The organism is Pseudomonas frederiksbergensis (genome assembly GCF_900105495.1).
Lineage (GTDB): Bacteria > Pseudomonadota > Gammaproteobacteria > Pseudomonadales > Pseudomonadaceae > Aquipseudomonas > Aquipseudomonas frederiksbergensis.
Window position 1 is genome coordinate 6,101,125 of sequence record NZ_FNTF01000002.1, and the last position, 26,135, is coordinate 6,127,259.

A 26,135-nucleotide genomic window follows, 5' to 3' on the forward strand; every position below is an offset into this window, starting at 1 on the left:
CAGCGCCTTTCGGGCTTGCCTAACAGGATTTATGCTCCCCTTGTCACCCAGTTTGCTAGTTACCCTCGCCGCCGCCTGCTTATACGCCGCTGCGACCCTCTATCAGGGCACTCGCCTGGCCACCGGTGCCAAGGCGAACAAACGCCTGCTGGTCACGCTCGGCGTGCTCGCCGTGCTGGCTCATAGCGCCAGCCTGTTCACCCACCTGCTGACACCGATTGGCCTGGGCCTGGATTTTTTCAGCGCCGCCAGCCTGATTGCCGCCGCGGTGATTGCCCTGACGCTGTTGGCCTGCTCACGGATCCCGGTGGAAAACCTGCTTATATTGCTGTTCCCGCTCGGCGCCGCCACCGTACTGCTCGCACAGCTCGCCCCCGCCGGCACCGTGCAGATCATCGACGAAGAGCCGGGCATCCTCGCCCATATCCTGCTGTCGATCCTCGCCTACGGCATGTTCACCATTGCGGTGTTCCAGGCGTTGCTGCTACTGGTTCAAGACCATCAGCTCAAGCACAAACACCCGTCCGGCCTGATCAAGAACTTCCCGCCGCTGCAAACCATGGAAAGCCTGCTGTTCGGTTTCCTCTGGGCCGGCTGGACCCTGCTGTCGCTGTCGCTGATTTCCGGCTGGCTGTTCGTGGACAATCTTTTCGCCCAGCACCTGGTGCACAAAACCTTGCTGGCCTGCCTGGCCTGGATCGTTTTCAGCGTGTTGCTATGGGGGCGCAATCGCCTCGGCTGGCGCGGACACAAGGCCATTCGCTGGACCCTCGCCGGTTTCTGCCTGCTGATGCTGGCCTATTTCGGCAGTAAACTGGTCCGTGAATACATCCTGCATATCTGACGGGCGGCATTAATGGACGACTTGCCCATAGGGCCGATGCTCGCGGTAATGGCCCTGCTGATTTTATGGTCGGGGCTGTTTACCGCCATCGAAGCGGCGCAACAGCACTTGCTCGCCCAGCGAACCGCTTCGCGTTCGAGCGACAAACCGGTGGCAAAGCTGAGCTTTTCGCTCAATAGCCTGATCCTCTGCAACACCTTGTGCCGCGCACTGGTGGTAGTCATCAGCACCTTGCTGGCGATTTTCACTTGGGCGGAAAACGGTCCATGGGTCGCCTGCCTGGGGGCTGGCACTGTGCTTCTGGTGTTCGCCGACTACCTGCCGCGCACCCTCGCCGCCCGTTATCCGGACGCCGTCCTGGCCCTGGGCAACACCTTGCTTGGCGCGCCACTGAAAATCATCTATCCCGCCGCCTGGCTGCTCAATGGCATCAGCCAGCTGCTGATGCGACCGTTCGCCCGCAAAGTCAAAGTGGTGCAGCAGAGCGAAGACGAGACCCCGAATGATCGGCACGACGATCACGAACACGCCGCCTGCCGCCCGCATCCGCTGTCAGGCATCCATGCGCTGGACAACATCACGGTCAACGACATTCTGGTGCCACGCAGTGACGTCGACGGGGTCAATCTGGATGACTCCCTCGAGGAGATCATCGAGCAGCTTCGCGCCAATAAACGCACGCGCCTGCCGGTTTTCCACAGCGACATCAATCAGGTCGAGGCGGTACTCAATACCCGGCAGATACGTCATCTGCTGCCCGACGCCAGCCTGACCCGTGAAGCACTGCTGGCAGCGTGTCACGACCCCTACTTCGTGCCGGAAAGCACACCGTTGCAATTGCAGCTGCTGAATTTCCACAAACAACAGCGACGCCTGGGCATGGTGGTCGACGAGTACGGTGAAGTGCTTGGCATCGTGACCCTGGAAGACATTCTCGAAGAAATCGTCGGCGAGTTCGAAAGCCAGCACAGCCTGGATAACCCGCATATCCACCCACAGGCCGATGGCCGCCTGGTGATCGAAGGTGCAGCGTCGATTCGCGAACTGAACAAGAGCCTGGGCTGGCACTTGCCGAGCGACGGCCCGAAAACCCTCAACGGGTTGGTGACCGAGGCCCTGGAGACGATTCCGGACAGTGCGGTATGCCTGAAGATCGGGCGTTATCGGCTGGAGATTCTGGAGACGGAAGACAATCGGGTCACGCGGGTTTTGATCTGGCATACCAGCTCAGTTCCAGCAGTTATTTGAACCCTGCCCCCAACCTGTGGCGAGGGAGCTTGCTCCCGCCGGCCTGCGAAGCAGGCCAATCACAGACGCTGCATTTATCCTGACAGCACCCATCCAGCCTTTTTGCGGCCGCTGCGCGCCCGAGCGGGAGCAAGCTCCCTCGCCACAGAAGCCATCGGCAACCCTGGCCCCTTGTTCGATCGTTAGCCTCCTTCCTATAATCCCCCCAGCTTACCCAAGCCCCGCCATACCCCCGTGCTACCCGCACCCCGCATCAAACCCACATCCCTGGGTGTTCGACCATAATAATTCGCTCCACTGGGGCACATGACTGTCAGGGATAACCGCATGACGACCAGCACGACTTATAACGACACCGCGCCTGCACAACCGACGAACTCCGCCACCCGCGTGGCGACCGCGAGTTTCATCGGCACCGCCATCGAGTTCTACGACTTCTACGTCTATGCCACTGCCGCTGCGCTGGTGATCGGTCCGGTGTTTTTTCCGCAGACCTCCGGCACAGCCCAGATGCTGTCGGCGTTCCTCACCTTCGGCATCGCCTTCCTGGCTCGACCGCTGGGATCGGCGCTTTTCGGTCACTTCGGCGACCGTATCGGGCGCAAATCGACACTGGTTGCCTCGCTGCTGCTGATGGGCGTATGCACCACGCTGATCGGCGTGCTACCGGGTTACGACAGCATCGGCGCCTGGGCGCCGATCCTGCTTTGCGTGCTGCGCTTCGGCCAAGGCCTGGGGCTCGGCGGCGAATGGGGCGGCGCGGCGTTGCTGGCGACGGAGAATGCACCAAAGGGCAAACGCGCCTGGTTTGGCATGTTCCCGCAACTCGGCCCCTCGATTGGTTTCCTCGCGGCCAACGGCCTGTTTCTGACGCTGGCCATGACCCTGGACGACGAGCAGTTCCGCTCGTGGGGCTGGCGGATTCCGTTCCTGCTCAGTGCCGCGCTGGTGATGGTTGGCCTGTACGTGCGCCTCAAGCTTCACGAAACCCCAGTGTTTGCCAACGCAATGGCGCGCCAGGAACGGGTGAAAATCCCATTGGTCGAGCTGTTCAGCCAATATTGGGCACCGATGCTGCTGGGTGCCGGATCGATGGTGGTGTGCTACGCGCTGTTCTATATCTCGACGGTGTTTTCGCTGAGCTATGGCGTGTCGACGCTCGGCTACACCCGCGAGACCTTCCTCGCGCTGCTGTGCTTCGCCGTGCTGTTCATGGCCGCCGCCACGCCGCTGTCGGCCTTGGCCAGTGATCGATACGGGCGCAAACCGGTGCTGATCATCGGCGGTGTGCTGGCGATTCTGTCCGGCTTCCTGATGGAGCCCCTGTTGACCCAAGGTTCGACCTGGGGCGTGGCGCTGTTCCTGTGCATCGAACTGTTTCTGATGGGCGTGACGTTTGCGCCGATGGGCGCGTTGCTGCCGGAGCTGTTTCCAACCCACGTGCGTTATACCGGTGCATCGGCGGCCTACAACCTGGGCGGCATTGTCGGAGCGTCGGCGGCACCGTTCTTCGCACAGAAGTTGGTGGCGATGGGTGGTTTGAGTTATGTCGGCGGGTATGTGTCGGGGGCGGCGGTGCTCAGCTTGATTGCTGTGCTGTGCCTGAAGGAAACGCGCGATAACGATCTGAATCGGGTGGCTTAAAAAGCCAGAGCATCGCGAGCAGGCTCACTCCCACAGGGGGACCGCGTTCTGTCAAAAGAACGCGCCCCCCCTGTGGGAGTGAGCCTGCTCGCGATGGGCGCGACTCGGTTACAACTCTACAACAACAGCTTGGGACGCGCGGGTCGCTTTAGCCCGTGCAGCCTCGATCGACTCATCCCGCGCCAACGCCACACCCATCCGGCGCTGACCATTGACCTCAGGCTTGCCAAACAGACGCAACGCCGTATCCGGCTCGCTCAACGCAGCACCGAGATTGGCGAAAGCCGTCTGAGTCGACTGCCCTTCCACCAGAATCACCGCCGAAGCCGATGGCCCGAACTGACGGATCAATGGAATCGGCAGGCCCAGAATCGCCCGTGCGTGCAGTGCGAATTGCGACAGGTCCTGGGAAATCAACGTCACCAGACCGGTGTCATGTGGACGCGGCGAGACTTCGCTGAACCAGACTTGATCGCCTTTGATGAACAGCTCGACACCAAACAGACCACGGCCACCCAAGGCTTCAGTGACGGCTTTGGCAACGCGCTCGGATTCGGCCAGGGCAATCGGGCTCATGGCTTGTGGCTGCCAGGATTCCTGATAGTCGCCCTTCTCCTGACGGTGGCCGACTGGCGCGCAAAACGTCGTGCCGCCAACGTGGCGCACGGTCAACAGGGTGATTTCGTAGTCAAAGTCGATAAAGCCTTCGACGATCACGCGGCCTTTACCGGCACGACCGCCTTCTTGCGCGTAATCCCAAGCGGTTTTCACGTCATCGGCACTGCGCAGCAGGCTCTGGCCTTTACCTGACGAGCTCATCACCGGTTTGACCACACAGGGGAAACCGAGGTCTTCGACAGCCTTGCTGTAATCCTCGAAGGTGTCGGCAAAGTGGTACGGCGAGGTCGGCAGGTCCAGTTCTTCAGCGGCCAGACGACGGATGCCTTCGCGGTTCATGGTCAATTGCGCGGCGCGAGCAGTCGGAATCACCGTGAAGCCTTCGGCTTCCAGCTCCACGAGGGTCGCGGTGGCAATGGCTTCGATTTCCGGCACGATGAAATGCGGCTTTTCGGCTTCGATCACCGCACGCAGGGCGGCGCCGTCGAGCATGTTGATCACATGGCTGCGATGCGCGACCTGCATGGCCGGCGCGTTGGCGTAGCGATCCACGGCAATCACTTCAACGCCCAGGCGTTGCAGCTCGATCACCACTTCCTTGCCCAACTCACCACAGCCACACAGCAGTACGCGGGTCGCGGTTGGCGACAATGGAGTTCCGATACGGGTCATCTCAGGTCCTCAAAGGAGCGGATCATCGAGGGACGCGACGCCTGGCGCGCTTCCCATGGGGAGAAAGCGCGGCATTTTACATGAACCGGCGGGTTTGGCTTCAGCTGACGACTGCCTGCTTGCGCAAGCGCCAGGCCATCACGATCCACACCACGGTCACACCCGCGAACTTCGAGCCCATGGCCGTGAGGATCACGCCTGGAGTAAAAGCATCGATCATGCCGAAGAAAATGAAGGTATCGAGGGGAATGCTCAGCGCCGAACTTATCCACAGGCGGTCGTGCAAGGGACGCTTGGTGATGCTGAACACCAGCCAGTCGATGCACTCCGAGACGGCGAACGCCGTGGCGCTGGCCAGCGCGATGGAGGGATCGGATGTCACGTAGGACAACACCAGCGCCGCCAACATCGCCGCGATCGCGCCATGGCCGAAACGGGTTTGCACCATGTCGCGCAAAACGAAGATCAAACCACCCCAGGCCGACCAGATGATGTCCAGCTGCGGGGCGGTGGAAAAGGCGTAGTTGGTCAGCACGACGCTGCTGATGTAGGTGATCAGGAAGAGCATGGGACGGCGGGATACCTGTCAATTTGGCGGACAGGGTACTTTGCACCAAACCCAAACGCGAATCCTGTAGCAGCTGTCGAGCCTGCGAGGCTGCGTTCGGCTGCGTTCGGCTGCGAAGCAGTCGTAAATCCTGTGCACGCTGCCTGGAAGACCGAGGTGCCTGATTTTGCGACCGCTTCGCCCGAACGCGGACCGAGCCGAACGCAGGCTCCGCCAGCTGCTACAAGTTAGGAGTTTTGCCGATCATCCAGAGAATCCCGCTGGATTTGGCCCGCTCATGACACAACCCCAACACCGTGCGCCGCTCTTCGTTGTCCATCCGACTCCAGCGGGTGATCTCTTCCACGGTGCGCTGACACCCGGTGCAAATATCGTCCTCGTCCAGCGCGCAGATATTCACGCAAGGCGATCGAACCGGGCGTTCGGGCGTGCTCATTGTTCCTGCTCAACCAGATCGCGGGCATAACGTTGTGAGTTATGCACATAGTGAGCAGCGCTGGCTTCCAGCATTTTTTTCTGCGGTTCGGTCAGCTCGCGCACCACTTTGCCGGGGGAACCCATGACCAGCGAACCGTCAGGAATCTCCTTGCCCTCACCGATCAATGAGTTGGCGCCGATGATGCAGTTCTTGCCGATTTTCGCGCCGTTGAGGATCACCGCGTTAATCCCGATCAAGCTGTAATCGCCCACCGTGCAGCCATGAAGCATGGCGTTATGGCCGATGGTCACGCCGGTGCCGATGGTCAGGGGATAACCCATGTCGGTGTGCATCACCGTGCCATCCTGGACGTTGCTGTTCTTGCCGATCAGGATCAGTTCGTTGTCGCCACGCAGCACCGCGTTGAACCAGACGTTGGCGCCCTCTTCCAGCTTGACCTTGCCCACCAGCACGGCATTGGGTGCGACCCAGCTCTGCGGATGGGTTTCGACACGGGCGTCGCCCAGGCGATATTTCATCTTGTTGTCCTCAAGGCCAGGCTGGCTCACTTGCAAAAATCGGCTTCACGCCATACGGGCGATGGCGTCAGGTATTGATAAATGTCTTGGGTGGCTGGTGCAGGCTGATTTTGGCGTCATAGAGCAGGTTGATCAACTCGACGATCATAATCGCCGTGAGGCCCCAGATTTTGTACTCGCCATAACGATAGCTCGGCACGTACCAACTGCGGCCCTGGTAATCGATTCGATGGGTGTGCTCGCGTGGGTCCTTGCGGAAGAACTCCAGCGGTACGCTGAAAACGGCGGCAATCTCGGCATCGTTGGCCCGGTACTCGACAAAGTCCGGAATCACACCGACATAGGGTGTGACCTTGATGCCGTGCAGGGAGATCAACGGGCTCAGCGGGCCGATCACTTCGACCAGCCCCGGCGGCAGGCCGATTTCTTCTTCAGCTTCGCGCAGGGCGGTGAAAACAAGGTCCGGGTCTTCAGGGTCGCGTCGCCCGCCGGGAAAGGCAACTTCGCCGCCATGGGTCGAGAGCCCGCTGGCGCGCAGGGTCAGAACCAGTTCCGGCTCGTCGCTGCGGGTGATGGGCACCAGCACGGCGGCTTCAGGGAAACGTTTATCGGTTTCCAGTGTGCTTGGGGTGTGATTGCTAACTCGGTGAAGTAGCTCGTCCAGCATGAGTCTTCTCGATTTGTTCTCTATCTCGCATCATGCACCAATCGAACCGGCCGCCCAACCCCATAAACACTGCATGTCGCTAAACGACAACTTGCCGACAGACACCGCCGCACGCCAAGATAGGCGCAGCATTCAGGAACCCAAGCATGAAATTTTGCAGTCAGTGCGGCAACCCGGTGACCCAGCGTATTCCAGAGGGCGATTCGCGCCTGCGTTTTGTCTGTGACAGCTGTCAGGCGATTCACTACCAGAATCCCAATATCGTCGCCGGTTGCGTCGCGACCTGGGGTTCCAAGGTCTTGCTGTGCCGACGCGCCATCGAGCCTCGGCTCGGTTACTGGACCCTGCCCGCCGGCTTCATGGAAAACGGTGAAACCATCGAGCAGGCGGCCATTCGCGAGACGGCCGAAGAAGCCTGTGCGCGGGTGCGCAACCTGACCCTCTATACGTTGATCGACGTGCCGCACATCAGCCAGGTGCATGTGTTCTTCCGTGCCGAACTGGTGGACCTGGACTTTGCCGCCGGCCCCGAAAGCCTGGAAGTGCAGCTTTTCGACGAAGCCGACATCCCGTGGTCCGAGTTGGCTTTCCGCACAGTGGGCCGTACCTTAGAATGCTTCTTCGCTGACCGGCGGACCGAGGTCTACCCCGTGCGGTCCGAGTCAATCCCGCCGCTCGCTCAGCCTGCCAACACATAAGCTCCTGGCTCTAAAATCACCTATAACTTATATAGTCGCGACACCTTTTAGGGATATCGTTTCAATGCGCTGGTTGCTTGCCCTGTTTTGCTTGGCGTTCGTCGCTGTTTCCCAGGCTTCCGTTGCGGAAACGCTGGACGGCAAAGTCATCGAAAAAGTCCTGGTGCTCAAGTCCGCCCATCAATTGCAATTGATCAATGACGGCAAGCCAATCAAGACCTATCGCATTTCCCTGGGCAAACGCCCCAAGGGGCCGAAGCTGATGGAAGGCGACAAACGCACGCCTGAAGGTTTCTATTGGCTGGACTGGCGCAAGGTCAGCGATAAATTCAACCTGGCGATGCACATCTCCTACCCGAACATCAGCGATTCCGCGCGTTCCCGGCGTGAAGGCGTGGACCCCGGCGGCATGATCATGATCCATGGCACCCCGGACACGGAAGAAAACCCCGAGGACCTGTTCCACACGCTGGACTGGACCGACGGCTGCATTGCCATGCGCAACATGGACATGCGCGAGGTTTGGGGTTTGGTGCCGGACGGCACGATGATCGAAATCCGCCCGTAATCCCCCTTCTATGATCGTTCCCACGCTCTGCGTGGGAACGATCAATTGGGCTACCTTTGGTCGCTCATCAAAAAATAAATTCAAAAGATCGCAGCCTGCGGCAGCGCCTACCGGGTAGATACCAATTCACCGTGTAAGAGCTGCCGCAAGCTGCGATCTTTGCGCTCAAAACTCCCACCGCTAATACCACTTCAAACCATCAACCCTATTGCCCATCAATCCGGGCAGGCTTTCCAGCGCCAACCGCAAAGTGGTCTCATTGACATGGTATTTAAGTGGTATTAGGTTTCGCCTCACCACCGGGCGACAACAATCCTATATCCGCATCGGACCAAACCTACATGAATGACCTCCAGGCCCTACGCCCTGACGACACCCAGCCCACGCCGTTGTACCTGCAACTGGCGCGCAATCTGGAAGCGGCGATCCATGCCGGCCAGTGGAAAGCCGAACAGGCCATGCCGTCGGAGCGCAACCTCAGCGAAATGCTGGGCATCTCCCGCGTCACCGCCCGCAAGGCACTGGAAGTTCTGTTCGAACAAGGCCTGATTCGCCGCAACCAGGGTTCCGGCACCTTCATCACCCCACGCCTGGAACAACCGCTGTCGCGCCTCTCGGGTTTCAGCGAGATGCTGCGGCTGAAAGGCTTCGTCCCCGGCTCGCAATGGCTGGAACGGGAAATCACTCCGCCGACCCACGAAGAACTGATCCGCCTGGGCCTCTCGCCGAACGACAAGGTTGCGCGGCTAAAGCGTCTGCGCAAAGCCGACGACACGGTGATGGCGATCGAGATGAGCACCCTGCCCGCCTCGATCATTCCCAAGCCGCAAGCGGTGGGCGACTCCCTGTACGAATACCTCGACGGCATCGGCAAGCCGATCGTCCGTGCCCTGCAGCACATTCAGGCGATCAACGCCTCGGACGAATTCGCCACCCTCGTGGGCATCGCCCCCGGCACCGCCATGTTGCTGATGACCCGGGTCGGCTACCTGGAAGACAACACGCCGATCGAAGTCACCGACACCTATTGCCGCAACGACTACTACGACTTTGTCGCAGAGCTTCGCCGCTAAAAGATTGCCGCCAATCGAGCAACGAGAACCGATCATGTCCGAAGACAATATCCTCACCGCCCACGGCTGGGTTCGCGGCCGGCTGATTCACGAACACGGCAAGGTCGTCTCGATCGAAGGCCAACCGTGCGATCCGGCCGACAACGACCTGCCTTACCTGCTTCCGGGTTTCATCGACCTGCACGTTCATGGCGGCGGCGGCAAAGACATCATGGAAGGTGCGCCAGCCTTCGAGACCATCACCAAAACCCACGTGCGTTTCGGCACGACCTCGCTGCTGGCGACCACCATGACCGCGCCGCCTGCAGAAATTTCCAGCGTGCTCAAAGCCGTTGGCGAGTACTGCGAGCGGCGTCCGAAAGGCAGCGCCCGAGTCCTCGGCGTGCACCTCGAAGGCCCGTACATCAACCCCGGCAAACTTGGCGCGCAACCGAATTTCGCCCACACCGCGTTGATGGCCGAAGTCGAAGAATACCTGGCACTGGCGCCAATCCGAGTGATCACCATCGCCCCGGAAATCGCCGGCCACGACGCCTTGATCCGTGACCTCAGCGCTCGCGGCGTGCGCATGCAAATCGGCCATACCCTGGGCAGTTACGAGGAAGGCGTTGCCGCGCTTGAAGCCGGCGCCAGCAGTTTCACCCACCTCTACAACGCCATGAGCCCGCTGCATCACCGCGAGCCGGGCATCGTCGGCGCGGCACTGGCTCACGCCAAATACGCCGAACTGATTCCGGATTTGCTGCACGTACACCCCGGCGCCATCCGTGTGGCCTTGCGTTCGATCCCGTGCCTGTATTGCGTCACCGATTCCACCGCCGCCGCCGGCATGCCCGACGGTGAATACAAGCTCGGCAGCCACACCGTGACCAAATGCCTGGGAGGTGTGCGCTTGCCCGACGGCACTTTGGCCGGCAGCACGCTGACCATGGATCAGGCCCTGCGCAATCTGGTGAAGATCGGTTTGCCCATTGCCGAGGCCTCGCAACGTCTTTCGCAATTCCCCGCCGACTACCTCGGCCTCAACGAACGCGGGCGCCTGCAACCCGGCGCCTGGGCCGACTGCGTGCGGCTCGATCGCTCACTCACACTGACCGCCGTCATGGTCGAAGGAGAAGACATTGACTTCAAAAATGCTTGAAGAGGCGCTGTCCTCGTTCGAGGCCGTGCAAGCCCAATTGCAAGAGCTCGACCCGCAGATGATCGAGATCGCCGGGCGCCTGCGCCGTCAGCCGCCGCAAGTGGTGATGACCGTCGCTCGTGGCAGCTCCGATCATGCCGCCAGTTACTTCGCCTACCTGACCATGCAGCAATTGGGCTTCCCGGTGGCGTCGTTGCCGATGTCGGTGGTGACCATGCTGCAAGCGCCATTGAAGGTCAGCGGCCAAGTGGCGTTCGCCTTTTCGCAGTCCGGGCAAAGTCCCGATCTGGTGAACAGCATGCGCCTGCTGCGCAAGCGCGGCGCCCTGAGCATCTCGATGGTCAATGCCGAGAGTTCGCCGCTGGAGGCCGCGTGTGAGTTCAGCCTGCCGCTGTGTGCCGGCACCGAAAGTAGCGTTGCGGCAACCAAGAGTTTTATCGCCACTCTCAGCGCCAGCGCCCGTCTGATCGGCCACTGGAAAGAGGACGTGGAATTGCTGGAGGCCGGCCTCGCCCTGCCGGAAGGTTTGCGCGAAGCGGCGAAACAGGACTGGAGCCTGGCCATCGATGCCTTGCGTGATTGCCAGCGCCTGATGGTGATTGGCCGTGGCGCCGGTTTCGCCATCGCCCAGGAAGCCGCGTTGAAATTCAAGGAAACCTCGGCGATCCAGGCCGAAGCCTTCAGCAGCGCCGAGGTCCGCCACGGCCCGATGGCGTTGATCGACGAACATTATCCACTGCTGATCTTCGCCCCGCGCGGCGCCGAGCAAGCCGGTTTGCTGAGCCTCGCCACCGACATGCGTCAGCGCGGTGCCCGCGTATTGCTGGCCGCACCCGATGACATTGCCGAACGCGACCTCACCCTGACCCGCGCCGAACACCCGGCCCTCGACCCGATTCTGGCCATCCAGAGTTTCTACGTCATGGCCGCCGGTCTGGCCGTCGCCCGAGGCATGGACCCGGACCAGCCACGGCACTTGAGCAAAGTGACCCGCACCCATTGAGCGGGAAACCCTGTAGCAGCTGTCGAGTGAAACGAGGCTGCGATCTTTTCAACGCAGGATCAAAAAAAACGCAGCCTCGTTTCACTCGACAGCTGCTACAGGGCGAGTTGATCCGAAAGGGCAAGTTGATCCGAACCGTAGTTTTTACTGATGAGACCGAGCCATGCACAACAATAATAAAGAGCTGACCCTCAGCGCCCCGCTCAGCGGCCCGGTGCTCACGCTCGCCAAAGTCCCGGACCCGGTGTTCGCCAGCGGCGCCATGGGCGATGGGATCGCCATCGATCCGCTGAACGACACCCTCCACGCCCCGTGCGCCGGTGTCGTGGTACACGTCGCGCGCACCGGCCACGCCGTTACCTTGCGTGCCGACAACGGCGCCGAATTGCTGCTACACCTGGGCCTCGACACGGTCGCGTTGCAGGGCGAAGGCTTCTCGATGCTGGTCAAGGAAGGTGCGCGGGTCAGCAACGGCCAGCCGCTGTTGCGCTACGACCTGGACAAGGTCGCGCAGCAGTGCAAAAGCCTGGTCAGCCTGATGATCCTGACCAACAGCCAGGACTTTCAGGCGCGACCGATCACGCTGAAGTCAGTGAAAGTGGGCGAGCCATTGCTGCACATCATTCGTCGGCACGCGTCGGGCGCGCAGACCGAAGCGGAGCTCTGCGGGGAAGCGATTCATGGCCACATTCGCATCGCCCATCGCGGCGGTTTGCATGCCCGTCCGGCAGCGCTGATTCGCCAGACGGCGCAAGGTTTCAAGAGCCAATCGCAGCTGCACTTCGCTGGCAAATCGGCGACCTGCGACAGCTTGATCGGGATGATGGGTTTGGCCGTCGGCGAGCAGGACGAGGTTCAGGTCAGCTGCCAGGGCCCGGACGCCGAAGCCGCGTTGCAAGCATTGCTGATCGCCTTATCCACAGCGCTGGCCGAAGACAACCACGCCGCCGCGCCGACACCGATGGCCCGACGTACTCGAGCGGCCGAAGCGGGCGTGCTGCACGGTGTTTGCGCCGCTCCCGGCCTGCTGGGCGGGCCGTTGTTCCGCTTGAACGCCATCAGCCTGCCGGTGGATGCCGGCAACCATGATCCCGAGCAACAGCGGCTCGTTCTCGACTCCGCGCTGACGGTTGTGCGCAGTGAAATCGAGCACACGCTGACCCAAGCCAGGAAACATAAAAACACCGACGAAGAAGCGATCTTCGCCGCACACCTGGCCCTGCTCGAAGACCCGGCGCTGCTGAACGCAGCCAACACCTCCATCGACCAAGGCATGGCCGCAACCCACGCCTGGAGCCGATCGATCGACGTCCAGTGCGAAGTGCTCCAGCAACTTGGCAGCCCGTTGTTGGCCGAACGCGCCAATGATCTGCGCGACCTCAAACAACGCGTGCTGCGCGCCCTGCTCGGCGAAAGCTGGCACTACGACGTGCCGGCCGGCGCCATCGTCGCCGCCCATGAACTGACGCCGTCCGATCTGCTGCAATTGAGCCAGCAAGGTGTTGCCGGGTTGTGCATGGCCGAAGGCGGCGCGACCTCCCACGTGGCGATTCTCGCGCGCGGCAAAGGCTTGCCGTGCCTGGTCGCGCTGGGTTCTACGCTGCTGGATCAGCAGCAAGGCCAGGCGGTTGTGCTGGATGCCAATAACGGTCGTCTCGAACTGATGCCGAATGCCGAACGTTTGGCCCAGGTGCATCAGGCGCAACTCGATCATCAACAGCGCCGCGCCGAGCAACAGGCCAAGGCTCACAGCCCGGCACTGACGCTCGACGGCTTGCAGATTGAAGTCGCCGCCAATGTGGCCTCCAGCGCCGAAGCGGCTGATGCCTTGGCCAATGGCGCCGACGGCGTCGGCTTGCTGCGTACCGAGTTTCTGTTTGTGGATCGCAACACCGCACCGGACGAAGAGGAACAGCGCGCCGCCTATCAAGCCGTGCTCGACGCCATGGGCGACAAGTCGGTGATCATCCGCACCATCGACGTCGGCGGCGACAAACAACTCGACTATTTGCCACTGCCGGCGGAGGCCAACCCGGTGCTTGGCCTGCGCGGCATTCGCCTGGCTCAGGTCCGTCCGGAAATCCTCGATCAGCAATTGCGCGCCTTGCTGCACGTCAGCCCGCTGTCGCGCTGCCGGATCCTGCTGCCGATGGTGACCGAAGTCGATGAGTTGCTGCACATCCGCCAGCGTCTCGATGCGTTGTGCACTGAACTCGGTGTGCTTGAACGCCCGGAGCTGGGCGTGATGATCGAAGTCCCCGCCGCCGCGCTGCTGGCCGAGCAACTTGCAGAGCATGCGGACTTCCTGTCGATCGGCACCAACGACTTGTCGCAATACACCCTGGCCATGGACCGCGACCACGCCGGCCTCGCTTCGCGGGTCGACGCCATGCACCCGGCATTGCTGCGGCTGATCGCCCAGACCTGTGCCGGTGCTGCGCTGCATAACCGTTGGGTCGGTGTCTGCGGCGCGCTCGCCTCCGATCCGCTGGCCACCCCGGTACTGATTGGCCTGGGCGTCAGCGAGTTGTCGGTCAGCCCGGTGCAGATCGGTGAAATCAAGGATCGCGTCCGCCACCTGGACGCGAGCGAATGCCGACGCATCAGCCAGGGTTTGCTCAAGTTGAGCAGCGCCACTGCGGTGCGTCACGCCTGTCACCAGCAATGGCCTCTGAGCTGAGCTCTCAACAACAAAACAACAAGAACCCAGGGAGATTCGCCATGTATCAATACTTCATCGAAGGCCTGCAACGCCTCGGCCGCGCGCTGATGCTGCCGATCGCGATCCTGCCGATCGCCGGCCTGTTGCTGCGCCTGGGCGACACCGACCTGCTGAACATCGCGATCATCCACGACGCCGGCCAGGTCATCTTCGCCAACCTGGCAATGATCTTCGCCATCGGCATCGCCGTCGGTTTCGCCAAGGACAACAACGGCACTGCAGGCCTGGCCGGCGTCATTGGTTATCTGGTGATGATCTCCACCCTCAAGGTGCTCGACGCGAGCATCAACATGGGCATGCTCGCCGGGATCGTCAGCGGCTTGATGGCGGGCGCGCTGTACAACCGTTTCAAGGACATCAAACTGCCGGAGTACCTGGCGTTCTTTGGCGGCCGGCGCTTCGTGCCGATTGTCACCGGGTTCGCCGCCGTCGGCCTGGGCGTCATTTTCGGCTTGATCTGGCCGCCCATCCAACACGGCATCAACAGCTTCGGCACCTTGATGATGGAGAGCGGCAGCTTCGGCGCGTTCGTCTTTGGCGTATTCAACCGTCTGCTGATCGTCACCGGTCTGCACCACATCCTCAACAACATGGCGTGGTTCGTCTTCGGCAACTTCACTGATCCGACCACGGGCGCCATCGTCACTGGTGACTTGTCGCGCTACTTCGCCGGCGACCCGAAGGGCGGCCAGTTCATGACCGGTATGTTCCCGGTGATGATCTTCGGTCTGCCGGCCGCGTGCCTTGCGATGTACCGCAATGCTTTGCCGGAGCGCCGCAAGGTCATGGGCGGGATCTTTCTGTCGATGGCGCTGACGTCGTTTTTGACCGGTGTGACTGAGCCGATCGAATTCGCCTTCATGTTCCTCGCGCCGCTGCTTTTTCTAGTGCATGCGTTGCTGACCGGGCTGTCGATGGCCATCACCAACCTGCTGAACATTCACCTCGGGTTTACGTTTTCCGGTGGTTTGATCGACATGATTCTCGGCTGGGGAAAATCTACCAACGGCTGGCGGATGGTACCGGTCGGCCTGGCGTATGCGGTGATCTACTACGGGGTGTTTGATTTCTGCATTCGTCGGTTCAACTTGAAGACGCCGGGGCGTGAAGATGTTCTCAATGGCGACAAAGTCGTCATCGCCGACAACGAACGGGCCGGCGCTTACATCAAGGCACTGGGCGGTGCGCAGAATTTGATCACCGTGGGTGCATGTACTACTCGGTTGCGGCTGGACATGGTGGATCGCAACAAGGCGAACGATGCGCAATTGAAAGCGCTGGGGGCGATGGCGGTGGTGCGTCCGGGCAAGGGTGGGAGTTTGCAGGTCGTGGTCGGGCCGATGGCAGACAGCATTGCCGATGAGATTCGCTTGGCGATGCCTGCGTTGGGGCGCGCGATCATTTCCTCCCCCGCTGCGGTGATCGATGCGCCGAAACCTGCTGCGGTGGCAAGTACAGAAGCACAGCAATGGCTGAATGCGTTGGGCGGCGGCGAGAACGTGTTGCAGATGGACTGCATCGCCATGACCCGGATTCGATTGCAACTGGCGGACGGCAAAGCACTGTCGGAATGTGGTCTGAAGGCGTTGGGTTGCCAGGGCGTCAGTCAGTTGGAGGGAGGGATTTGGCATCTGCTGATTGGCGACAAGGCATCGAGTTTGAATGATGCACTGGAGGTATTGGTGAATCGCAGTGAGGTGAGTGCCAAGGTTTAAATTGTGGGTACCTGATAGTCAGTCATCGCAGGCAGCCAGCTCCCACAGGGATTGGATGTTTGGCAGGAAGAGATTAGTCGACTGTCAGGCCGCCATCGCGAGCACGCTCACTCCCACAAGGGATCGGTGTTCGCCTTTCGCTCCTCACCACTCAACAGGCCGAGCGTTAGCTCGCCTGCAGCTCTTGATCTTGATCCACCCGCCCCTTCGGGAGGCTGAGTGGAGGTGTTCATCTGGGGGGCAGGCGCGCAGCGCCGTTCGACGCAGTCGAACACATCGAGAGGAGGTCGAAGCGAAGCCGACCGGAGGCGATGCCCCCAGATGAATACCGGAACGAAGGAACGCCGAGCCTAAGCGAGGGGCCGGACGCTCGGGGCGAGACCTTTTGGTTCCTTTTGGGGCGTTTGCCAAAAGGGACTCGCCGTAAGGGCGAAACCCTAAGTCGCCGTTACCGCAGAAATGGATATGCACTCAGTCAACAACAGCCAGGCCGGCTTCCAGGCCGCCTCGCCCCCAAATCGCAGACAAAAAAAACCCGCTGAAATCACTTCAACGGGTTTCTCATTTCAGCGGCAGGCGGATCAAAAATCCTCCAACCGCCACACCTCATAAGCTGGCGTCTCGTAGGGATGACTCTGCTTCAGAGCCTCCACCACCGCCCGGATCAACTCGTCGCTGACCACAAGCTCAACCTTCCATTCCTCAACCTGCTCGACCTGCCCCGCCTTCCCAATGAACGGCTGACTGCCATCCAGTGGGCGAAACTGACCGAGGCCGAGCACTTGCCAGGCGCAATGGTCGTACGCGCCGATCCGTCCGCCACCGGCGGCGAATACGGCACTCTTGACCTGCTCCACATGACTGGCCGGAACAAAAAAGCTGAGCTTATACACGACGCTTAGTTAACCCACACACGAGCATTACGGAACATACGCATCCAAGGTGCGTCTTCGTTCCAGTCTTCCGAACGCCACGAGTTCTGCACGGCACGGAACACACGTTCCGGGTGCGGCATCATGATCGTCACGCGACCGTCGCGGCTGGTCAAACCGGTGATCCCGCGCGGCGAGCCGTTCGGGTTGGCCGGGTAGTTTTCGGTGACCTTGCCGTGGTTGTCGACGAAACGCATCGCCACGCAACCGGACAGATCGGCTTCCAGCAACGCTTCTTCGCTGGCGAACTCGGCATGACCTTCACCGTGAGCAATAGCGATCGGCATACGCGAACCGGCCATGCCTTGCAGGAAGATCGAGTTCGATTCCTGGACCTGAACCATCGCCACACGGGCTTCGAACTGCTCGGAACGGTTACGCACGAAGTGCGGCCAGAACTCGCTGCCCGGGATCAGCTCGTGCAGGTTGGACATCATCTGGCAACCGTTGCACACGCCGAGGGTGAAGCTGTCGGTACGTTCGAAGAAACCCTGGAACGCATCGCGAGCGCGGCTGTTGAACAGTGCGGACTTGGCCCAGCCTTCGCCGGCGCCCAATACGTCGCCGTAGGAGAAACCGCCGCAAGCCACCAGGCCTTTGAACTCGTTCAGGTCGACACGGCCGGCCAGAATGTCGCTCATGTGCACGTCGATCGCGTTGAAGCCGGCGCGGTCGAACGCGGCCGCCATTTCCACCTGACCATTGACGCCCTGCTCACGCAGCACGGCAACCTGTGGGCGGATGCCTTTCTTGATGTAAGGCGCGGCGACGTCCTGGTTGACGTCGTAGCTCAGCTTGACGCTCAGGCCCGGGTTGTCTTCTTCCAGCAGCACGTCGAACTCTTGTTCGGCGCAATCGGCGTTATCACGCAGGCGCTGGATCTGGTAGCTAGTCTCCGCCCACTGACGTTGTAGCAGACGACGCTGACCTTCGAACACGGTTTCGCCGTTGAAGGTGATGCTGATCTCGCCGTTGTTCATCGGCTGACCGATCACCGACACGCACTCACCCAGACCGGCAGCGCTGAACTGCGCGAGGATGTCCGGAGTAGCGTCCTGGCGAACCTGGATCACGGCGCCCAGTTCTTCGTTGAACAGGATCGCGGCGATGTCGGCGGAAGTCTCGGCCAGACCATCGAGGTTCAGGCTCAGGCCGCAATGACCGGCGAAGGCCATTTCCACGACGCTGGTCAGCAGACCACCGTCGGAACGGTCGTGGTAAGCCAGCAAATGACCGTCGGCGTTGAGGCCCTGGATCACGGCGAAGAAGGCTTTGAGGTCTTCGGCGTCGTCGACGTCCGGCGCTTGCGAACCGAGCTTGCCGTGAACCTGGGCCAGGATCGAGGCGCCCATGCGGTTCTGGCCACGGCCCAGATCGATCAGGATCAGGTCGGTGGTGCCCTTGTCCATGCGCAGTTCCGGCGTCAGGGTCTGACGGATGTCAGCCACAGGCGCAAAACCGGTCACGATCAGGGACATCGGCGAGGTCACGGTCTTGTCGACACCTTCGTCGTTCCAGCGCGTGGCCATGGACATGGAGTCCTTGCCTACCGGAATGGTAATGCCCAGGTCCGGGCACAGCTCCATGCCGACTGCTTTCACGGTGTCGTACAGACGCGCATCTTCGCCCGGGTGACCGGCAGCGGACATCCAGTTGGCCGACAGTTTGATGTCGGAGATCTTGTTGATGCGCGAAGCCGCGATGTTGGTCAGGGTTTCGCCGATGGCCATGCGGCCCGACGCCGGAGCGTCCAGCAGTGCCAGCGGAGTACGCTCGCCCATGGCCATGGCTTCACCGGTGTACACGTCGAAGCTGGTAGCGGTGACGGCAACGTCGGCCACCGGAACCTGCCACGGGCCGACCATCTGATCACGGGCCACGAGGCCGGTGATGGTGCGGTCGCCGATGGTGATCAGGAAGCTTTTGCTCGCCACGGCCGGGTGATGCAGAACGCGTTCGACGCAGTCTGCGATCTCCAGGGTCGAAGGATCGAAATCATCGCCCAGTTCGTTTTCGCGAACAGCCGAACGGTGCATGCGCGGGGCTTTGCCCAGCAGCACTTCCAGCGGCATGTCCACCGGGCTGTTGCCGAAGTGGCTGTCAGTGACCGTCAGTTGCGGTTCGGCAGTGGCTTCGCCGACGACGGCAAACGGGCAACGCTCACGTTCGCAGATCGCCTGGAAGCGTTCGAAGTCAGCCGGGCCGACCGCCAGAACGTAGCGTTCCTGGGATTCGTTGCTCCAGATTTCGTGCGGGGCCATGCCCGGCTCGTCGTTTGGAATGTTGCGCAGTTCGAAGCGACCGCCACGGTTGCCATCGTTGACCAGTTCCGGGAAGGCGTTGGACAGACCGCCCGCGCCGACGTCGTGGATGAAGCTGATCGGGTTGTGTTCACCCAACTGCCAGCAACGGTCGATGACTTCCTGGCAGCGACGTTCCATTTCCGGGTTTTCGCGCTGTACGGATGCGAAGTCCAGGTCTGCCGAGCTGGTGCCGGTGGCCATGGAGGAAGCCGCGCCGCCGCCCAGGCCAATCAGCATCGCCGGGCCGCCGAGGACGATCAGCTTGGAGCCAACGGTGATCTCGCCTTTCTGCACGTGTTCGGCACGGATGTTACCCATACCGCCGGCCAGCATGATCGGCTTGTGGTAACCGCGAACTTCGTCGCCACGCGGGGTGGTGATCGACTGTTCGAAGGTACGGAAGTAACCGGTCAGGGCAGGACGACCGAATTCGTTGTTGAACGCGGCACCACCCAGTGGGCCTTCGATCATGATGTCCAGCGCGGTCACGATGCGTTCAGGCTTGCCATACGGCACTTCCCACGGCTGTTCGAAGCCCGGGATTTGCAGGTTGGACACGGTGAAACCGGTCAGGCCAGCCTTTGGCTTGGCGCCGCGACCGGTAGCGCCTTCGTCGCGAATTTCGCCACCGGAACCGGTGGATGCGCCCGGGAACGGGGCAATCGCGGTCGGGTGGTTGTGAGTCTCGACTTTCATCAGGATGTGCACCGGTTCCTGCACCGCGCCGTACTGGCGGGTTTCAGGGTCCGGGAAGAAACGGCCGGCGACGTTGCCGACAATCACCGAAGCGTTGTCCTTATAAGCCGACAGAACGCCTTCGCTGTGCATCACGTAGGTGTTCTTGATCATGCCGAACAGGCTTTTTTCCTGGCTCTGGCCGTCGATGTCCCAACTGGCGTTGAAGATCTTGTGACGGCAGTGCTCGGAGTTCGCCTGGGCGAACATCATCAGTTCGATGTCGTGGGGGTTGCGCTTCAAGCCGACGAAAGCGTTGACCAGGTAGTCGATCTCGTCTTCGGCCAAGGCCAGGCCCAGCTCGGTGTTGGCTTTTTCCAGCGCGGCGCGGCCGCCACCCAGTACGTCGATGGCAGTCAGCGGTTTCGGTTCGGCGTGGCTGAACAGGCCGGCGGCTTGTTCAAGGTTGCCGAGGACGATCTGGGTCATGCGGTCGTGCAGACCATCGGCAATAAGCTGCGCTTCAGCGTCGCTGAACTGGCCGGCGACGTAGAACGCGATGCCGCGCTCCAGGCGCTGGATTTTCGTCAGGCCGCAGTTGCGAGCGATGTCGCTGGCTTTACTGGACCATGGCGAGATGGTGCCGAACCGCGGCAACACCAGGAACAGACGACCGGTCGGCTCTTGTACCGGAACACTTGGGCCGTACTTCAGAAGGCGCGCGAGCACCTGCTGTTCGTCGCCGGTCAGGACGCCGGTGACTTCGGCGAAGTGAGCGAATTCAGCATACAAGCCACTGACAGCCGGAACTTTCTGGCTCAGTTGCTCAAGGAGTTTGCTGTGGCGAAAGGCAGAAAGGGCAGGAGCGCCGCGCAGGATCAACATCTTCGGGACAGCCTCGGGAAGGGGTGTGCTTTGAGGCCGTGCATTCTAGCCTAAACAGGCCGCGACATCACCCGAAACGGTACGGGCGGCTGCACCCGGGCGTCGGGCCGGGGGTTCGGACATAAAACAGGCACATGCCGAGCGTTATTTTTTCTGTCACAAAATGCTGTCCGGGCCCATTCCTGCGGGCTCATGAGCGGTTTTCAGTTGCCTAGCAGACAAGCCCATCGCTGTCGAGATATGGCGCTCGTGGTCCTTTGCGTATACTGCGCAGATGTTTTCCCCAACGGCTTTGCGTCCGCGGTTCGCCAAATGGCTGATCGCAACCGGACTCTTCCTGGTGCTCAGTGGCTGTGTTGATAAACCCAACACGCTGGAGCGCGTAAAGGAGGATGGCGTGCTGCGGGTGGTTACCCGAAACAGCCCCGCCACCTACTTTCAGGATCGCAACGGTGAAACCGGCTTCGAATACGAGCTGGTGAAGCGCTTCGCCGACGATCTGGGGGTGGAACTCAAAATCGAAACCGCCGACAACCTCGACGACCTGTTCAATCAGGTAGGCAAGCCCAACGGTCCGGTGATCGCTGCTGCCGGCCTGGTCAGCAGCGAAGCACGTAAAAAGCAGGTGCGGTTTTCCCACTCCTATCTCGAAGTTACCCCACAGGTCATCTATCGCAACGGCCAATCGCGGCCGACCGACGCGAAGGACCTGGTGGGCAAGAAGATCATGGTGCTCAAGGGCAGCACCCACGCCGAGCAATTGGCGGAGCTGAAAAAGAAATATCCCGGCATCGAATACGAAGAGTCCGACGCTGTTGAAGTCGTCGACTTACTGCGCATGGTCGATGAAGATCAGATTGACCTGACCCTGGTGGACTCAAACGAAGTCGCGATGAACCAGGTCTACTTCCCTAAGGTGCGGGTAGCCTTCGACCTCGGTGACGCCAGCAACCAGAGCTGGGCGGTGGCCGCTGGTGACGACAACAGCCTGCTCAACGAGATCAACGACTACCTCGACAAGGTGAAGAAAAACGGCACCCTGCAACGGCTGAAAGACCGCTATTACGGGCACGTCGATGTGCTGGGTTACATGGGCGCCACCACCTTCGCCCAACACTTGCAGCAACGCCTGCCCAAATACGAACAGCACTTCAAGACGTACGCCAAGAAAGAGAAAGTCGATTGGCGCTTGCTGGCCGCGGTCGGCTATCAGGAATCGCTGTGGCAAGCGGCCGTCACGTCGAAGACCGGCGTGCGCGGCCTGATGATGCTGACCCAGAACACTGCGCAGGCCATGGGTGTGTCCAATCGCCTGGACCCCAAACAAAGCATCATGGGTGGCGCCAAGTACCTGGCCTACATGAAGGAACAGCTGGACGAGTCGATCCAGGAGCCGGATCGCACCTGGTTTGCACTGGCGGCCTACAACGTTGGCAGCGGTCATCTGGATGACGCGCGCAAACTGGCGGCCAAGGAAGGTCTGAATCCGGACAAGTGGCTGGACGTGAAAAAGATCTTGCCGCGTTTGTCCGAGAAGAAGTGGTACAGCAAAACCCGTTACGGCTATGCCCGTGGCGGCGAACCCGTTCACTTCGTGGCGAACATCCGCCGCTACTACGACATCCTGACGTGGGTGACGCAGCCGCAGCTGGAAGGCAATCAGGTCGCCGAGGGCAACCTGCATGTGCCGGGGGTCGACAAGACCAAGCCGACTCAGGAAACCCCACAGCTTTAAAGCCTGACCCCAATCAAAATGTGGGAGTGAGCCTGCTCCCACAGTGTTTTGTGTTTGGCTTTTGGCTTTAGGCTTTTGCGGCGGCCAGGATCAGTGCTTTCATTTCAGACACCGCCGACTTGAACCCGACGAACAACGCATGAGCCACCAGCGCGTGGCCGATGTTCAGCTCGTTGATGCCCTTGATCGCCGCTACAGCTTCAACGTTGTGGTAGTGCAGACCGTGACCCGCGTTGACGATCAAACCTTGGGCCAGGCCAAACGCCACGCCATCCGCCACACGCTTGAGCTCTTCAGCCACCTCGGTCGGCGTCTCGGCATCGGCGTAACGACCGGTATGCAGCTCGATAGCCGGCGCACCCACCCGACGGGACGCTGCGATCTGCTGCTCGTCAGCATCAATGAACAGCGACACTTCACAGCCGATCTTTGACAGGCGATCCACCGCCGCCTTGATCCGCGCCTCCTGCCCCGCCACGTCCAGACCACCTTCGGTCGTCAGCTCCTGACGGGTTTCCGGCACCAGGCAAATGTGCGCCGGACGAATGCGCTCGGCGAACGCCATCATCTCTTCGGTGACGCCCATTTCGAAGTTCATGCGGGTTTGCAGCACATCCTTGAGCAGCAACACGTCGCGCTCTTGAATGTGTCGACGATCCTCGCGCAGGTGCACGGTGATGCCGTCAGCGCCCGCCTCTTCCGCGTCCAGCGCAGCCTTGACCGGATCTGGATAGCGCGTGCCCCGGGCCTGACGCAGAGTGGCAACGTGGTCGATGTTCACGCCAAGAAGAATGCGATTGCTGGTGGTCACGGAAGCGCTCCTGAAGAAGGGAAAGTTCGGTGCACAGCATACGGGGTGATCAGGGCTTGCGAAACAACTCGCGACTCACCAAGGGACGACCGCCCAGATGAACGGCCAGTGCCTGGCGCATCAATCGCTTGGCTGCCGATAGCGCGCCGGGGGCAGACCAATCTGCATCGGCCATCGCCAGCAGTTCGGTACCATTGAACAGACCGGGTTGCAGCAGGTAGACCCGTTCAAGCCCCGCATCCACTTGCAGACGGTAAAGACCGTCCGGCGCGATGGGCTCGCCATGGACGTCGGTGGTCAAGGCGAAGCCGTAACCCAAGTCATCCAGCAGCCGCCATTCGAAGGAACGCAATAACGGTTCCAGCGGACGACCTTCGGCCAGCGCAAGCAGGGTCGCGGCGTAGTGATCGAAGACAGCGGGATGCGGGTCTTCGGACGGCAGCAGCCGAATCAACAGCTCATTGAGGTAGAGACCGCTGAACAGCGCTTCACCGTTGAGCCAAGTGGAGACGCCAGCGCTTTCCATGCGACCGACGTTCTTCAGTTCACCACGGCCACGGAACTCGACTTCCAGCGGCACGAACGGCCGCGCCAACGTCCCGGCCTTGCCTCGGGCACTGCGCAACACCGCCCGCAGCCGACCTTGCGGCGTGAGGAAATCCACCAACGCGCTGTTCTCGCGGTAAGCGCGGGAGTGGAGGACGTAGGCGGGTTGGCCGATGGGGGTTTGAGACATGGAAGTCAGGGTTCTCAATGAGTCAGCACAGATTTATAAACCACCCAAAACCAATGTGGGAGCGAGCCTGCTCGCGATGAGGACCTGACATTCAACATTGATGTTGACTGGCAGACCGCTATCGCGAGCAGGCTCGCTCCCACAGGGTACTTCGGTGTCTCAGGAACCGGTGTTACAGGTCGCCGTAACCCAGCGAACGCAAGGCGCGCTCATCGTCGGACCAGCCACCTTTCACCTTGACCCAGAGGTTGAGCATGATCTTGGAGTCGAACAGCAACTCCATGTCCTTGCGTGCCTCGGTGCCGATGCGCTTGATCCGCTCGCCCTTGTCGCCAATGATGATTTTCTTCTGGCCGTCGCGCTCGACGAGGATCAAGGCATGGATGTGCAGGGTTTTGCCCTGCTGCTTGAACTCTTCGATTTCGACGGTGATCTGGTACGGCAGTTCGGCGCCCATCTGGCGCATGATTTTCTCGCGTACCAGTTCAGCGGCGAGGAAGCGGCTGCTGCGGTCGGTGATCTGGTCTTCCGGGAAGAAGTGATCGTTTTCCGGTAGGTAACCGGCAATCACGCGCTCCAGCGTTTCGAGGTTATGCCCGTGCTGGGCCGAGATCGGCATGATCTGCGCGTTCGGCAACTGTTCCTGCAACCAGGTCAGGTGCGGCATCAGCTCGGCTTTGTCTTCAATGCGGTCAGTCTTGTTCAGCGCCACGATCAGCGGGCCGGTCACGTATTGGACGCGCTCGAGGACCATCTGGTCTTCGTCGGTCCACTTGGTGCGATCAACCACGAAGATCACCACGTCGACGTCTTTCAACGCCGCCGAAGCGGTCTTGTTCATGTAGCGGTTCAGGGCTTTCTCGCCACCTTTGTGCATGCCGGGGGTGTCGACGTAGATCGCCTGCACGGCGCCTTCGGTCTTGATGCCGAGCATGTTGTGGCGAGTGGTCTGAGGCTTGCGCGAGGTGATCGCCAGCTTCTGACCGAGGATGTGGTTCAGCAGCGTGGACTTGCCCACGTTGGGACGGCCAACGATGGCGACATAGCCACAGCGAGTTGCAGTTGAATCAGTCATGGCCATTCTCCACGCCCAGGGCAATCAGTGCTGCAGCGGCCGCTACCTGTTCGGCAATACGACGGCTCACACCCTGACCTCGGCTTTTTTCATTCAGTAAGGTGATTTCACATTCGACGAAGAACGTCCGGCAATGCGGCTCACCCTGGATATCCACCACTTCGTAACGTGGCAGTTCGCAACCGCGCGACTGCAGGAACTCTTGCAGGCGGGTTTTTGGATCTTTGTTGGTGTCGACCAGCGTCAGGCCTTCGAACTCCCCGGCCAGCCAGGCCAGCACGCGTTCGCGCGCCATGTCCATGCCGGCATCCAGGTAGATCGCACCGATCAGCGCTTCAAGGGCATCGGCCAGAATCGACTCGCGACGGAAACCGCCGCTTTTCAATTCACCGGAACCCAGGCGCAGGTATTCGCCCAGATCGAAACCGCGAGCCAGTACGGCCAGGGTCTCGCCTTTCACCAGGCGTGCGCGCAAGCGCGACAACTGACCTTCGCGGGCCAGCGGGAAGCGATCGAACAGCGCCTCGCCAGCGACAAAGTTAAGGATGGCATCACCGAGGAATTCCAGGCGTTCGTTGTTACGCCCGGCAAAGCTGCGGTGAGTCAGGGCCAGGACCATCAGTTCCTGATCCTTGAAGGTGTAACCGAGCTGACGCTCGAGACGGCTTAAGGAGACGCTCACGGTTTACCCACGCTGAGTTCGTGGCTGGATTCCACCGCCATCGCCGAGAGTCTGCGCAGGCTTGGGACAATTAACGCTGTGTTCAAAAATTACGTCCTGAATATCATTGTTTTCATGCTTCTGGCGCCGATTGTGCCGGTTCCAGAAATGCATTCGGCGCTGT

The 26,135-nt window shown here is 61.0% G+C and carries 22 protein-coding genes; 11 read left to right on the forward strand and 11 right to left on the reverse strand.

Annotation, left to right across the window (positions count from 1 at the left end; genetic code table 11):
- The first annotated feature begins 31 nt into the window (after window positions 1-31).
- The 3 genes from BLW70_RS28665 to BLW70_RS28675 all read left to right on the forward strand — a co-directional run bounded on the left by BLW70_RS28665 (window position 32) and on the right by BLW70_RS28675 (window position 3,736).
- Window positions 32-844: a cytochrome C assembly family protein gene (locus BLW70_RS28665; protein WP_074879890.1), complete on the forward strand. Its 813-nt coding sequence runs from the start codon at window positions 32-34 to the stop codon at window positions 842-844.
- A 12-nt stretch (window positions 845-856) separates the two neighbouring features.
- A complete protein-coding gene (locus BLW70_RS28670) occupies window positions 857-2,092 on the forward strand; it encodes a transporter associated domain-containing protein (protein WP_074879893.1) in 1,236 nt (411 codons plus the stop codon).
- A gap of 327 nt (window positions 2,093-2,419) precedes the next feature.
- On the forward strand, window positions 2,420-3,736 hold the full coding sequence (locus tag BLW70_RS28675; protein WP_074879896.1) for an MFS transporter: 1,317 nt from the start codon (window positions 2,420-2,422) through the stop codon (window positions 3,734-3,736).
- A 108-nt stretch (window positions 3,737-3,844) separates the two neighbouring features.
- Here the strand turns inward: BLW70_RS28675 and purT are convergent, their stop codons facing one another.
- The 5 genes from purT to BLW70_RS28700 all read right to left on the reverse strand — a co-directional run bounded on the left by purT (window position 3,845) and on the right by BLW70_RS28700 (window position 7,218).
- A complete protein-coding gene (gene purT / locus BLW70_RS28680; RefSeq protein ID WP_074879900.1) occupies window positions 3,845-5,026 on the reverse strand; it encodes a formate-dependent phosphoribosylglycinamide formyltransferase in 1,182 nt (393 codons plus the stop codon).
- A 100-nt stretch (window positions 5,027-5,126) separates the two neighbouring features.
- Window positions 5,127-5,594 (reverse strand): 7-cyano-7-deazaguanine/7-aminomethyl-7-deazaguanine transporter, encoded by a 468-nt coding sequence (locus BLW70_RS28685; protein WP_074879903.1) that lies wholly within the window; start codon window positions 5,592-5,594, stop codon window positions 5,127-5,129.
- Between the two features lie 220 nt (window positions 5,595-5,814).
- Window positions 5,815-6,030, reverse strand: coding sequence for a DUF1289 domain-containing protein (locus BLW70_RS28690; protein ID WP_074879906.1), 216 nt, complete (start codon window positions 6,028-6,030; stop codon window positions 5,815-5,817).
- A complete protein-coding gene (locus BLW70_RS28695; RefSeq protein ID WP_007936184.1) occupies window positions 6,027-6,551 on the reverse strand; it encodes a gamma carbonic anhydrase family protein in 525 nt (174 codons plus the stop codon). Before BLW70_RS28695 ends, BLW70_RS28690 begins: the two co-directional genes overlap by 4 nt.
- A gap of 67 nt (window positions 6,552-6,618) precedes the next feature.
- Window positions 6,619-7,218, reverse strand: a complete 600-nt coding sequence (locus BLW70_RS28700) for a CoA pyrophosphatase (protein ID WP_074879909.1) — start codon at window positions 7,216-7,218, stop codon at window positions 6,619-6,621.
- 146 nt (window positions 7,219-7,364) lie between these two features.
- On the opposite strand from BLW70_RS28700, the gene BLW70_RS28705 reads away from it, so the two are divergent.
- The 7 genes from BLW70_RS28705 to nagE all read left to right on the forward strand — a co-directional run bounded on the left by BLW70_RS28705 (window position 7,365) and on the right by nagE (window position 16,138).
- Entirely contained in the window at window positions 7,365-7,916 is a 552-nt protein-coding gene (locus tag BLW70_RS28705; RefSeq protein WP_074879912.1) for an NUDIX hydrolase, read from the forward strand.
- A 64-nt stretch (window positions 7,917-7,980) separates the two neighbouring features.
- Window positions 7,981-8,484 carry a L,D-transpeptidase family protein gene (locus BLW70_RS28710; protein ID WP_074879915.1) on the forward strand — a complete coding sequence of 168 codons (504 nt, stop codon included), beginning with the start codon at window positions 7,981-7,983 and terminating at the stop codon, window positions 8,482-8,484.
- A gap of 341 nt (window positions 8,485-8,825) precedes the next feature.
- Window positions 8,826-9,557, forward strand: coding sequence for a GntR family transcriptional regulator (locus BLW70_RS28715; RefSeq protein WP_074879918.1), 732 nt, complete (start codon window positions 8,826-8,828; stop codon window positions 9,555-9,557).
- 34 nt (window positions 9,558-9,591) lie between these two features.
- A complete protein-coding gene (gene nagA, locus BLW70_RS28720; RefSeq protein WP_074879921.1) occupies window positions 9,592-10,698 on the forward strand; it encodes an N-acetylglucosamine-6-phosphate deacetylase in 1,107 nt (368 codons plus the stop codon).
- Entirely contained in the window at window positions 10,679-11,701 is a 1,023-nt protein-coding gene (locus BLW70_RS28725) for an SIS domain-containing protein (protein ID WP_102616554.1), read from the forward strand. The genes nagA and BLW70_RS28725 overlap by 20 nt, the downstream gene beginning before the upstream one ends.
- Before the next feature lie 163 nt (window positions 11,702-11,864).
- Window positions 11,865-14,381, forward strand: a complete 2,517-nt coding sequence (ptsP, locus tag BLW70_RS28730) for a phosphoenolpyruvate--protein phosphotransferase (RefSeq protein ID WP_074879927.1) — start codon at window positions 11,865-11,867, stop codon at window positions 14,379-14,381.
- Window positions 14,382-14,422: 41 nt separating this feature from the next.
- On the forward strand, window positions 14,423-16,138 hold the full coding sequence (gene nagE / locus BLW70_RS28735; RefSeq protein WP_074879929.1) for an N-acetylglucosamine-specific PTS transporter subunit IIBC: 1,716 nt from the start codon (window positions 14,423-14,425) through the stop codon (window positions 16,136-16,138).
- A 581-nt stretch (window positions 16,139-16,719) separates the two neighbouring features.
- Here the strand turns inward: nagE and cutA are convergent.
- Both cutA and purL read right to left on the reverse strand, forming a co-directional pair.
- Window positions 16,720-17,031, reverse strand: coding sequence for a divalent cation tolerance protein CutA (gene cutA / locus BLW70_RS28745; RefSeq protein WP_074879932.1), 312 nt, complete (start codon window positions 17,029-17,031; stop codon window positions 16,720-16,722).
- Between the two features lie 5 nt (window positions 17,032-17,036).
- A complete protein-coding gene (gene purL / locus BLW70_RS28750; protein ID WP_074879935.1) occupies window positions 17,037-20,933 on the reverse strand; it encodes a phosphoribosylformylglycinamidine synthase in 3,897 nt (1,298 codons plus the stop codon).
- A gap of 274 nt (window positions 20,934-21,207) precedes the next feature.
- Between purL and mltF the strand changes: the two genes are divergently transcribed.
- A complete protein-coding gene (gene mltF / locus BLW70_RS28755) occupies window positions 21,208-22,668 on the forward strand; it encodes a membrane-bound lytic murein transglycosylase MltF (protein WP_074879938.1) in 1,461 nt (486 codons plus the stop codon).
- Window positions 22,669-22,735: 67 nt separating this feature from the next.
- On the opposite strand, the gene pdxJ is transcribed toward mltF, so the two are convergent.
- The 4 genes from pdxJ to rnc all read right to left on the reverse strand — a co-directional run bounded on the left by pdxJ (window position 22,736) and on the right by rnc (window position 25,972).
- Complete coding sequence (gene pdxJ / locus BLW70_RS28760; protein ID WP_074879942.1) at window positions 22,736-23,479, reverse strand: pyridoxine 5'-phosphate synthase; 744 nt, start codon at window positions 23,477-23,479, stop codon at window positions 22,736-22,738.
- Window positions 23,480-23,528: 49 nt separating this feature from the next.
- Window positions 23,529-24,215, reverse strand: coding sequence for a DNA repair protein RecO (gene recO, locus BLW70_RS28765; RefSeq protein ID WP_074879946.1), 687 nt, complete (start codon window positions 24,213-24,215; stop codon window positions 23,529-23,531).
- Window positions 24,216-24,387: 172 nt separating this feature from the next.
- Entirely contained in the window at window positions 24,388-25,290 is a 903-nt protein-coding gene (gene era, locus BLW70_RS28770) for a GTPase Era (RefSeq protein WP_008151577.1), read from the reverse strand.
- Window positions 25,283-25,972, reverse strand: coding sequence for a ribonuclease III (rnc, locus tag BLW70_RS28775; protein WP_033053426.1), 690 nt, complete (start codon window positions 25,970-25,972; stop codon window positions 25,283-25,285). Before rnc ends, era begins: the two co-directional genes overlap by 8 nt.
- Between the last annotated feature and the right edge of the window lie 163 nt (window positions 25,973-26,135).